The sequence below is a fragment of the Mesorhizobium sp. Root102 genome, assembly GCF_001425625.1.
In the GTDB taxonomy this organism is placed as follows: domain Bacteria; phylum Pseudomonadota; class Alphaproteobacteria; order Rhizobiales; family Rhizobiaceae; genus Mesorhizobium.
In genome coordinates this window covers 146217-157192 of the sequence record NZ_LMCP01000044.1, presented here as the reverse complement: position 1 = coordinate 157192, position 10976 = coordinate 146217, and the positions used below count along the sequence as shown (strand labels likewise).

11 protein-coding genes are annotated in these 10976 nt (G+C 63.8%); 2 read left to right on the top strand and 9 right to left on the bottom strand.

What is annotated here, in order from left to right:
• Window positions 1–38: 38 nt before the first annotated feature.
• From ASD12_RS25410 to ASD12_RS25400, 3 genes are read right to left on the bottom strand one after another with little or no spacing between them, the layout of a single operon-like run.
• Window positions 39–1007 (bottom strand): substrate-binding domain-containing protein, encoded by a 969-nt coding sequence (locus ASD12_RS25410; protein ID WP_056592910.1) that lies wholly within the window; start codon window positions 1005–1007, stop codon window positions 39–41.
• Complete coding sequence (locus tag ASD12_RS25405; RefSeq protein ID WP_056592906.1) at window positions 994–2319, bottom strand: ABC transporter permease; 1326 nt, start codon at window positions 2317–2319, stop codon at window positions 994–996. The genes ASD12_RS25410 and ASD12_RS25405 overlap by 14 nt, the downstream gene beginning before the upstream one ends.
• Window positions 2316–3899, bottom strand: coding sequence for a sugar ABC transporter ATP-binding protein (locus ASD12_RS25400; protein ID WP_056592902.1), 1584 nt, complete (start codon window positions 3897–3899; stop codon window positions 2316–2318). Before ASD12_RS25400 ends, ASD12_RS25405 begins: the two co-directional genes overlap by 4 nt.
• Before the next feature lie 220 nt (window positions 3900–4119).
• Here ASD12_RS25400 and ASD12_RS25395 point away from each other — a divergent pair, with 220 nt between their 5' ends.
• Window positions 4120–5139 (top strand): LacI family DNA-binding transcriptional regulator, encoded by a 1020-nt coding sequence (locus tag ASD12_RS25395; protein WP_056592899.1) that lies wholly within the window; start codon window positions 4120–4122, stop codon window positions 5137–5139.
• 11 nt (window positions 5140–5150) lie between these two features.
• On the opposite strand, the gene ASD12_RS25390 is transcribed toward ASD12_RS25395, so the two are convergent.
• From ASD12_RS25390 to ASD12_RS25375, 4 genes are all read right to left on the bottom strand, one after another.
• A complete protein-coding gene (locus ASD12_RS25390) occupies window positions 5151–5945 on the bottom strand; it encodes an inositol monophosphatase family protein (RefSeq protein WP_056592895.1) in 795 nt (264 codons plus the stop codon).
• Window positions 5946–6033: 88 nt separating this feature from the next.
• Window positions 6034–7035, bottom strand: coding sequence for an LLM class flavin-dependent oxidoreductase (locus ASD12_RS25385; RefSeq protein WP_056592891.1), 1002 nt, complete (start codon window positions 7033–7035; stop codon window positions 6034–6036).
• A 68-nt stretch (window positions 7036–7103) separates the two neighbouring features.
• The gene (locus ASD12_RS25380; RefSeq protein WP_056593427.1) at window positions 7104–8273 is read right to left on the bottom strand and encodes an AI-2E family transporter; all 1170 of its coding nucleotides are present in this window, start codon (window positions 8271–8273) and stop codon (window positions 7104–7106) included.
• A 115-nt stretch (window positions 8274–8388) separates the two neighbouring features.
• The gene (locus ASD12_RS25375; RefSeq protein ID WP_056592888.1) at window positions 8389–9450 is read right to left on the bottom strand and encodes an LLM class flavin-dependent oxidoreductase; all 1062 of its coding nucleotides are present in this window, start codon (window positions 9448–9450) and stop codon (window positions 8389–8391) included.
• Window positions 9451–9670: 220 nt separating this feature from the next.
• Between ASD12_RS25375 and ASD12_RS25370 the strand changes: the two genes are divergently transcribed.
• A complete protein-coding gene (locus ASD12_RS25370; protein WP_023761392.1) occupies window positions 9671–10099 on the top strand; it encodes a DUF6481 family protein in 429 nt (142 codons plus the stop codon).
• Between the two features lie 80 nt (window positions 10100–10179).
• Here the strand turns inward: ASD12_RS25370 and sugE are convergent, their stop codons facing one another.
• Window positions 10180–10494, bottom strand: a complete 315-nt coding sequence (gene sugE / locus ASD12_RS25365) for a quaternary ammonium compound efflux SMR transporter SugE (RefSeq protein WP_056593424.1) — start codon at window positions 10492–10494, stop codon at window positions 10180–10182.
• Between the two features lie 208 nt (window positions 10495–10702).
• Window positions 10703–10828: a hypothetical protein gene (locus ASD12_RS35810; protein ID WP_082525676.1), complete on the bottom strand. Its 126-nt coding sequence runs from the start codon at window positions 10826–10828 to the stop codon at window positions 10703–10705.
• Between the last annotated feature and the right edge of the window lie 148 nt (window positions 10829–10976).

The window sequence follows — 10976 nt, the reverse complement described above, 5'->3', positions numbered from 1 at the left end:
TGCCGGGCGCTAAAAAGCACCCGGCAGGACGTTTTGGCTCAGAGGCCGTTGTCCTTCAGCACCTGGGCGGCGTTTTCCTTGGTGATCTTCTCGGTCGGCAGAGTGATGGTCTTTTCGACCTTCTCACCGTTGAGGAACTTGATCGCTTGGCGCAAGCCTTCGGCGCCGGGGGTAACATAGGTGAAGGTCGCCGTCAGCTCGCCCTTGTTGACCATCTGCACGCCTTCATTGGGCAGGCCGTCGATGCCGATGAACTTGATGTCCTTCTCGCGGCCGACGTCCTTGGCGGCAAGATAGGCGCCATAGGCCATCGGGTCGTTGTGGCCGTAGACGAGATCGATCTTCTCGTTGCTCTTCAGCGCGTTGGCCATCAGATTATAGGCCTGGTCCTGCTTCCAGTCGCCTGACTGCTGATCGAGCAGATATTTGATGCCCGGCTCCTTGTCGGTGAACTCGTGGAAACCGTCATGACGGTCATGCGCCGGCTGGGTGCCCATGCCTCCCCAGATCTCGACGACGTTGCCCGCCGCCTTGCCCTTGCCGCCCAGCAGCTCGACGGCATATTCGCCGGCCGCGCGGCCGATCAGCGCGTTGTCGCCGCCGACGAACTGCGTGTAGTCCTTGGTGTCGACATTGCGGTCGAGCACGAAGACCGGGATCTTGGCATCGATCGCCTGCTGCACGACGCCGGTCAGGCCGGCGGATTCCTTCGGCGACACCAGCAGCGCGTCGACCTCCTGACGGATCAGGTTCTCGACATCGGCGACCTGCTTTTCGGTCTTGTCTTCACCGTCGGTGATGATCAGCTCGACCTCGGGATGCTTGGCGGCTTCGGCCAGGATGTCCTTGTTGAACTGCGCGCGCCAGGGCTCGATGGTCGTCACCTGCGAGAAGCCGATCTTCCACTTCTTGTCCTGGGCGAAGGCATTGCCGGTGGTCGTCAGCGCGGTGGTGGTCAGCAGGGCCGCGGTCATGGCGGCAAGCTTCAGCATGTCACGTCGTTTCATTTTTGTTTCCTCCGAGATTGAGAGACGGGGTCTCTTGCGACGGCCGCTTTGCCGCGGCCGTTTCCTTGTGCGCCGCTTGCCCGCCGGGCAGGCGCAGATAGGCCAGGAGATCACCGGCATTGCGCTCCTGCACGAGCACGGTGCCGATGATGATCATCCCCTTCAGCACCAGCTGAAGGTTCGAATTGATGTTGTGGAGCTGCAGGATGTTGGAGAGCAGGCCGAAGATCAGCACGCCGCAGAACGTGCCGGTGAGGCTGCCGCGCCCGCCCATCAGGCTGGTGCCGCCGATGACGACGGCGGCAATGGCGTCGAGCTCCAAGCCGGCGCCGGCATCCGGCTTGCCTTGCCGGTACTGCGCGACATAGAGCACGGCGGCGATGCCGGCGAGCAACCCGGAGATGGCATAGGTGGCGATCTTGACGCGGCCGGCGGCGATACCCGAAAGCCGCGCCGCCTCCTCATTGCCGCCGATGGCGTAGACATAGCGGCCGAACGGCGTGAAGCGCAGCACCGCGCCGTAGATCACAATCGCACCGAGGAAGAACAGCCCCGGCATCGGGATGACGCCGAACACCAGCGAGCGCAGGATCTCGAAATCGGCGGTGGCGTTCGAGCCGGTATAGACCGGCAGCACCGCATTGTTCTGGCCGGCGGTCAGCCGGGCGATGCCGAGCGCCGTCACCATCATCGCCAGGGTGACGATGAAGGGCTGCAACCGCCCGGCAACGATGATGAAGCCGTTGAGCGCACCAAACAGCAAGCCGACGCACGGCGCCACCAAAAGCACGCCGAGCACGCCGAATTTCGACCCGATCTGCGGCAGCAGGTACCACAGGGACAGACAGCACAGGACCACGCCGACGACGGCGGGCGTAACCAGGCCGCGAATGCCGTCAAGCCTGATCTCGCGGACGAGATCGGCGCCGGCACGGGATTTTGCGAGGTTCTGGAAGATGAAGCGGGTGACGACGAAGCCGAGGCAAAGCGCCACCAGTGCGACGGTCGGCACGCCCAGCACGACGCCCGGCGTCACGCCGGGAACCGTCAGCAGCATGGCGCAGACCACCGAGCAGATGGCCATCAGCGAGCCGACGGAGAGATCGATGCCGCCGGTGATGATCACCGCCGTCATGCCGGTGGCGATCAGCCCGGTGGTCGACACCTGGCGCAGCACGTCGAGCAGATTGCCGTAGGAGAGGAAGATGTTGTTGCCCTTCGAACTCATCGGCGAGCCCAGCACGCCGATGAGGAAGATGGCGATCAGGCCCCAATAGAGCTTGGTCCGGGACAGGAGCTTCAGGGCAGTCATGCGGCTGGTCTCGATATGGTCCGGCGCGGGGCGGCGAGACGCATGATGGCCTCCTCGCTGACCGCGTCGCGGGAAAGAATGCCTGTCTGGCGGCCATCGGCCATCACCAGGATGCGGTCGGAGAGATGCAGCAGCTCCGGCAGTTCCGAGCTGATGACGGCAATAGCGAGACCATCTCGCGCCAGCTTGAAGATCAGGTCGTAGATCTCGCGCTTGGCGCCGACATCGATGCCGCGTGTCGGCTCGTCCAGCAACAGAACCCTCGGCCTGGTCGCCAGCCACTTGCCGATGACGACCTTCTGCTGGTTGCCGCCCGACAGCGTGCCCGCGGGCTGGTCGATGTCCTGGCAGCGGATGCCGAGCGCCTTGACCGCCTGCCGCGCCAATCCCTGCTCGCCGGCCAGCGAACGGAACCCGAAGCGCGCCAGCGATCCGACCAGCGGCAGCGCGACATTGTCCGTGATCGACGCCTGCAGATGCAGGCCTTGCGTCTTGCGATCCTCGGTGACCAGCGCAATGCCGAGCCGCCTTGCATCGCGAGGCGAACGGATATCCACCGGCCGGCCGTCGACCTGGATTTCGCCACCGGTGCGGCCATCGCTCGAGCCGAAGATCGCTTCCAGGATCTCGGTGCGGCCCGAACCCAGAAGCCCGCCAATACCGAGGATTTCTCCGGCGGCAAGATCGAAGCCGACGCCGTCGATCACCATGCGCCAGCCATGCGCATCGGGCTTCGACAGCGAGAGGTTTTCGACCGAAAGCACGATCTTGCCGCCGGAGTGGCGCTCTTCCTGGGAGGAAGCGAGCAGGTTTCGTCCGACCATCGCCGAAATGATCGCGTCTTCGTCGAGCCTGGCCATCGGCTCGGTCAGCACATGGCGCCCGTCGCGAAACACGGTGACGCGGCCGGCCAGATGCATGACCTCGTCGATGCGGTGCGAGATGTAGACGATGGCGACGCCGCTCTCGGCAAGCTGGCGGATGATGCGGAACAGCCGCTGGCATTCGGCCGGCGATAGCGCCGAGGTCGGCTCATCCATGATCAGGATGCGTGCCGACATCGACAGCGCCTTGGCGATCTCGACCAGTTGCTGTTCGCCGACACGGAGGGCGCCGACGCGGGCTTGCGGATCGAGTTCGATGCCGAGCCGCTGCAACAAGGCAGCCGCCGCGCGGCTGCTCGCCTTGCGGTCGACGATCAGCCCGGCGATGAGCTTCTCGCGGCCGAGGAAGATGTTGTCGGCAACGCTGAGTTCGGGCACCAGGTTGAGCTCCTGGTGGATGATGGCGATGCCGGCATCCTCGGCGTCGCGCACGCCGGCGAAGCTGACGGGGCGGCCATCGACACAGACCGTACCTTCATAGCCGGTGTAGACGCCGGAGAGGATCTTCATCAGCGTCGACTTGCCGGCGCCGTTCTCGCCCATCAAGGCATGAACCTCGCCGCGTCGCAGCTCGAAGCCGACATCGACCAGGGCGGCGATGCCGCCGAAGCTCTTGGAGATACGCTCGGCTCTCAGAACGGTGTCCGACCGATCCGCCGCATCGTGCTCCGGGGAAAGGGAACTCGCGTGTTCCATGACAATGGCGGCCTCCCTTCCGTCGTCGTCAATTTCCCGCAAACGCTAATCTAAACGTTTCGATCGTGTCAAGCCGATATCCAGTGACGGAAGTTTGACGCATTTCGATTCTTGCTAAAAAAGGCGGCATTCCGTAGGTATTGGCAGCAATGGGTGACGAAACGTTTCGAAAATGACAGCGTCAGGGCGAAAAAAACAGCGCAGATCCACCGCACCCACAATGCTTCACGTGGCTGAGGCGGCGCGTGTCTCGGTCGCCACCGTGTCGGCGTTGATCAACGGCACGGCGACGGTCAGCCCGGAACTCAGCCAGCGCATCGAACAGGCGATCCGCGATATCGGCTACAAGCGCAATGCGATCGCCCGCAGCCTTAAGATGGGCACGACCCGCACCATCGGGCTGACCGTGCCGCACATCACCAACCCGTTCTTCACCGACGTCGTCTCGGTCATCCAGCAGGCCTTCGACCGGGCCGGCTATGCCGTCATGCTGTGCTGCACGGACGAGGACCTGAACACCCAGGACGACCAGATCAGGCTGCTGCTCGACCGTATGGTCGACGGACTGATCGTGGCGCGCGTCGGCGACGGCGCGATCCTCAAGGGGATCGTCGACGACGCCAATGTGCCGGTCGTGCTGCTCGACCGCATCTGCGAGGGCGTCGACACAGATGCCGTGGTCCTCGACAACCAGCGCGCGGTGTTCGACGCCATCACCTATCTGATCGACCTTGGCCATCGACGCATCGGTTACATCACCGGCACGTCGGACATTTCGCCGATGCATGACCGCATGGCGGGATACCGCGAGGCGCTTCACGTTGCCGGCCTGCCGATCGCGGAGGAGCTGATCCGCTTCGGAAATTTCCACGAGATCGACGGCTATAACGCCACCATGCAGATGCTTTCCTCGCACGATCGGCCGAGCGCGATATTTTCCGCCAACAACCCTATGGTGATCGGCACCATGAAGGCGATCCGCGATATCGGCCTGTCCTGCCCGGAAGACATTTCGGTTGCCTGCTTCGACGACTTTCCATGGTCCGATGTGTTCCAGCCGCAACTGACCACGGTGGCCCAGCCTGTGCAGGCGATCGGCGAACAGGCGGCCAATCTGCTTCTCGACCGTCTCGCCGGCAACAGGGACGCGCCGCCGCGCAAACTGGTGCTCAAGGGCCGGCTGATGATCCGCAATTCATGCCGCCCGCTCGGGGCGATGGCGCAGAGCGTGAGCGCCTGACGCGTCGTATCTCAGAGCTTGAACGCTTCCGAACAAAGCGCGTGCAGCTTCGGGAAGACGCCCTTGCCGCCCGTGATGACCAGGGTTCCGTCCTGCAGCACCGACTTCGGATCTGGTTTCACCACCGTGCCGCCGGCTTCCTCGACCAGAAGCATGCCAGCCAGGCAATCCCAGGCGTTCATGTGCTCTTCGACATAGCCAAGCAGCCGGCCGGCGGCGACATAGGCGAGCATCAGCGCGCCGGACGCATTGCGGAAGAAGACGCCGCCATCGGCCAACAGCTTGCGGATCAGCACGGCGACATTTTCGGTGTCGGCGCGGTTCGAAAATCCGGTCCCGACAGAACCTTCCTCGATGCTGGTGGCCGCACTGGTCCTGATCGGCCGGCCGTTGACGAAGGCGCCGCCGCCCAGCCTGCCGTGAAACGTCTCGCCGGTCGACGGCTCATGGATGACGCCAACCACGGCCTCCCCGTCCCTGGCGCAGGCGATCACCACGCACCAGGCCGGAATGCCGCGCACGAAATTGGCGGTGCCGTCGATGGGGTCGATGACCCAGACATAGCCTGTCGAGCCGACAACAGACGCGTGTTCCTCGCCGACGATGCCGTCTTGCGGATAGTCAGCGGCGATTGCCGCGCGGATGAACAGCTCGACCTCGCGGTCACCGTCCGAGACCAGGTCCTGATGACCCTTGCTCTCGATGGTCAGGTTTTCCAGATCGCGAAAATATCTCAGGCCGAGGTCGCCTGCCCGACGCGCCAGATCGATGGCAAATTGCATGCGGGCGTCATGGTCATTGTTCACGGCGGTACTCGATCTAGCGGTAGGGTGGCCTGCCTTTAGCAGAGGCGGACCCCACCTTCCAAGCCAGGAGTATTTCGCACCGGGACTGTCAGGCCGCTTGCGACAATGATTTATGGGCCTCGGCGAGGATCTCGAACGACCGCACCCGCGCCGCATGATCGAACATCTGCGCGGTGACCATCAGCTCGTCGGCACCGGTACGACGCACGAAGGCATCGATGCCTTGCCGGACCGTTTCCGGGGAGCCGACGACGGCGCAGGACAATGCCTGGCCGAGCATGGTCTTGGCCATCGGATCGAGATCGCGGTCATAGTTCTCGACAGGCGGCGGCAGCCGGCCGGCCCGGCCGGTGCGCAGATTGACGAAAGCCTGCTGCAACGAGGTGAACAACAAACGTGCCTCGGCATCGGTTGGCGCGGCAAAGACGTTGAGGCCGAGCATGACATGCGGCTTGTCGAGCTGTTCCGACGGCTGGAAGCGCGAGCGGTAGACGTCCAGCGCGTGATCCAGCTCCGCCGGCGCGAAATGCGAGGCGAAGGCGTAGGGCAGGCCGAGCATGGCGGCGAGCTGCGCGCCGTAGAGGCTGGAGCCGAGGATCCAGACTGGCACGTTCTGGCCTTCGCCGGGTACGGCGCGAATGCGCTGGCCTTCCTCGGCCGGCTGGAAATAGCCCATCAGCTCGACGACATCCTGCGGGAAATTGTCGACGCCTGCCTCAAGGTTGCGACGCAAGGCGCGGGCCGTGCCCATGTCGGTGCCGGGCGCCCGGCCGATGCCGAGATCGATGCGGCCCGGATGCAAGGCGGCCAGCGTGCCGAACTGCTCGGCAATGACCAGCGGCGCATGGTTGGGCAGCATGATGCCGCCGGCACCGACACGAATGGTCTTCGTGCCGCCGGCAACATGGGCAATGACGACCGCGGTTGCCGCACTGGCGATCCCCGGCATGTTGTGATGCTCGGCCAGCCAGAAGCGCTTGTAGCCCAGCCGCTCGGCATGGCGGGCAAGATCGAGTGAGTTGGCCAGCGACTGCGAGGCATTGCTGCCTTCGATGATCGGCGACAGGTCGAGAACGGAAAGTTCGGTCATGAGGGGTATCCTGTGTCAGGATCGCATGTAGGACGCGCCCGGCGACGCCGCAAATTCAAAAATATTGATCAGCCTTTCGCGGGTTCGGTGTCGGCGCTGTCGTCCTCCTCGACGACGGTCGTCTGCTGCGCGGCGAGAAAATTGCCGACGTGGCGCAGCCCATCGAAGTGATCGCAGAACACCTTGATGACAACCAGCAGAGGCACCGCCATCAGCGCGCCGACGAAGCCCCACAGCCATGACCAGAAGGCGATGGCGATGAAGATCGCCACGGCGTTGATCTCGAGGCGCCTACCGACCACCATCGGTGTGACGAACTGGCCTTCGACGATGTCGCACAACAGCACGAAGGCCGGCGCCAAGAGCGCGTAGGAGATTGTGTCGAAGCTGATCAGCGCCATGACCGCGACAAGCACGATGGTCAACAGCGCCCCGACATAGGGCAGGAAATTGAGCAGGGCGGCAGCGACGCCCCAGACCATCGGGTTGGGCATGCCGAGTGCCCACAGGCCGAGGCCAATGACGGCGCCGAGACCGGCATTGATGATGGTGACGGTGAGCAGATAGTGCGAGATTTCGCGTTCCACGTCATAGACGACGCGCAGCGCCCGCTTCTTATCGCTGAGACGGGCGAAGGACTGGATGATCTTTTCATAGAACATCGTGCCGGACGCGAGCAGGAATAGCGACAACACGAAGATGATGGTGAGGCTTGTTCCCCCCGACAGGATGTTGCTGGCCGCCGCCGACATCATGCCGGACTGCGCCACCGCCACCTTCTGGATGCCCGGCTCCTGCGACGTCTGGGTCAGCTGCTCGACCTGGTGCGAGATCTGCATGATCTTCTCGAAAGGTCGCCGCAATTGCGCCAGCCGTTCAGTGAGCTGCTGGCCGATCGACGAGGTGTTGTTGATGAGCTCGATGATCGGGCCGCTGAGCAGGTAGCCGGCGCTGGCAAGGATGCAGATCGACAACAGCACGAGAAGGGTCGCCGAAATCACTTCGGGGATGCCGTGCTTGCGCAGCAGCCGAACGATGGGCGTCAGCGTCAGAGCCAGCAGGAAAGCCAGGATGACCGGCATGAAGAAAGCGCGGGCAAAGTAGAGCGCGTAGATGGCCATGAACAGGAAGATGCCGATGAGCAGTGAACGCATCAGATGCGTGTCGGCGCGAGCCGCGACGCGCGCGTCTTCAACCTCGGCAACGTCTGCGCCCAAAGCGGCGGGGTCGGCCTTCATCATGGTCCCTCAACGGCGCACCGCAATTGGTGCAATCCGTCGACCGAAAACGCTGGCGTGGCTTCAAGGTTCCGTTAGCTGGCAAGGCCCCGCGCCCGCAGGCCTTGCCGTTGGCTCAGGCGACGGACGCTGCCAGCGCCGGCGCGGCCTTGGCCGTTTCCTTGCGCACGATCGGCGCCACCCTGGTGCCGTAGAGTTCGATCGCCTTCATGATCTTGGCATGCGGCATGATGCCGATCGCCATCTGCAGCAGGAAGCGGTCATTGCCGAAGATCTTGTGCTGGGCGACGATCTTCTCGGCCACCAGCTCGGGACTGCCGACGAACAAGGCGCCATTGGAGCCACACGATTGATCGAAATGCGCCCGCGATGTCGGACCCCAGCCGCGCTCGCGGCCGATGCGGTTCATCACTTCCGCCTGCGGGCCGTAGAAATCGTCGGCCGCCTGCTCGGTCGTCTCGGCGACGAAGCCGTGCACGTTGATGCTGGTGGCGAGATCAGCCGGATCGTTGCCGGCGCGCTGGGCGGCCTCACGATAGAGATCGAACAGCGGCGCGAAGCGCGCCGGCTCGCCGCCGATGATGGCGAGCGCCAGCGGCAGGCCGAGCGCGCCCGCGCGGGCGGCGGATTGCGGCGTACCACCTATGGCGATCCAGACCGGTAGCCTGTCCTGGAAGGGCCGGGGATACACGCCGCGATCGTTGATCGGCGCACGCAGATTGCCGGACCAGGTGACCTTCACGCTATCGCGGATGGCAAGCAGCAGATCGAGCTTTTCGGCGAACAGCTCGTCATAGTCCTCGAGGTTGTAGCCGAACAGCGGAAAGGATTCGATGAACGAGCCACGCCCGGCCATGATCTCGGCACGGCCGCCCGACAGAAGGTCGAGCGTGGCAAATTGCTGGAACACACGCACCGGGTCGTCGGAGGACAGAACGGTGACCGCGCTGGTCAGCTTGATGCGCTTCGAGCGCTCGGCGGCCGCAGCCAGGGCCACGACCGGTGCCGAGGCGGCATAATCGGGCCGGTGGTGCTCGCCAAGGCCGAAGACGTCAAGGCCGACCTGGTCGGCCAGTTCGATCTCCTCGATCAGGTTGCGCAGCCGCTCATGCGGGCCGATGGCGCCGGGGCCCGGCTGCGGGCTGACGTCGGCGAAGGTGTAGAGACCGAGTTCCATTTGATGTCATCCTGATGTTGGGTTTTGCGGCTAGAGGTAGCCATCCGCCAGCCGCGCCGCCAGAGGGGCGGACGGTGAACAGTGCATGTCGGTTTTCGCCGAAAAGGCGTCTCCCGGCTGCAACAGCCAACAATTTCATGGCTGCCATGCCGTTTTGGCGCTTGAACTCTCGATTTTCGCGCGTATGTAAGCGTCGCGAATTGACTTCAGGGAAGTGGACTTGGCTATCTATAGGGAAAAAGACGTTTTCGAGCGGCGCAACGCCGCAAACGAGGCAAAGAAGGCGCTCCTCGAGCGCTTCAAGGCAAAGCCGGCGGCGGATGATCCCGCAGTGCTGGCGCGGCAGGCCGAACGCAAGGCGATCCTCGCGGCTCGCGAAATCCGCGAGGCCGAAAAGGCCCGGCTGAAGCAGGAAAAGCTGGCACGCGAAGCGGTTGAGAAGGCCGAGCGCGAGGCGGCAGCCGAGGCGGCACGTATCGCCGCCGAGGAAGCTGCACAGGCTGAGGCCAAGATTCGGGAATCCGAAGAGAACGAGCGCATCGCCCGTTTTCTGGCCGACGAAGCCGAACGCAAGGCCAAGCGCGATGCGCGTTATGCAGCGCGCAAGCAGCGCACCGGCAGGACGCCTCCGGGCTTCTCCGCCCGCTAGCCTCAAGGCTACGAAGCAATCTGCTTCGAGAATCAGGGTCGCCTCACAGCGGCCCTGAACGTGTTTGCCCGCCGCTATGCTCAGGCGGCGAACTTCAGCCCCATGATGCCGCAGACGATGAGCGCGATGCAGGCCAGCCTGATCGCGGTGGCTGGCTCGCCGAGCAGCCAGATGCCGAGCAGTGCCGTCCCGACGGTACCGATGCCGGTCCACACCGCATAGGCGGTGCCGACCGGCAGCGCCTTCAGCGCCAGGCCAAGCAGAGCAAGGCTGACGACCATCGAGGCAACGGTCAGCACGGTCGGCACCAGCTTCGAGAAGCCATCGGTGTATTTGAGGCCGATTGCCCAGCCGATCTCGAACAGGCCGGCAAAAAAGAGAAGAATCCACGACATCGACAACGCTCCATCAGAGCACCGGACCGAAAAGTGATTTTCGGAGTCCGACGATCAATCAAACAATGGCGGGTCGTCCCGTCCGGATTTTTGGGGAGGCGCGAGATCGTCCCCGCCACGCCAACATAGGAATTTCGGGCGCTCGATCAACAGCGACCGGCAACACCGTTGCCGGTCGCTGTTCTATTCCGAAGCGGATGGACCGGACTTACTTGTCCTTGAGCTTCATCGCCTTGACCGGCGGGGCCTTCAGGGCCGGAGCCGGGACCGGCTTCTTGGCATCCTTCTTCGGCTTGCGGGCTTCCTTGCCTGCCTTCATCGCACCTTTAGCCATGATTCGTTCCTCCTAATGTGGGAAGCGAAGTGAAACAAGAGAACCGCCCGACTGCAAGGGGTTAGCGACTGCTGCCGCCGTCAGCGGCTCGCTTTCAACCGGTTTCTAATTTGCTCGTAAACCATGGCGGTCCGTGCCATGGTTGTCT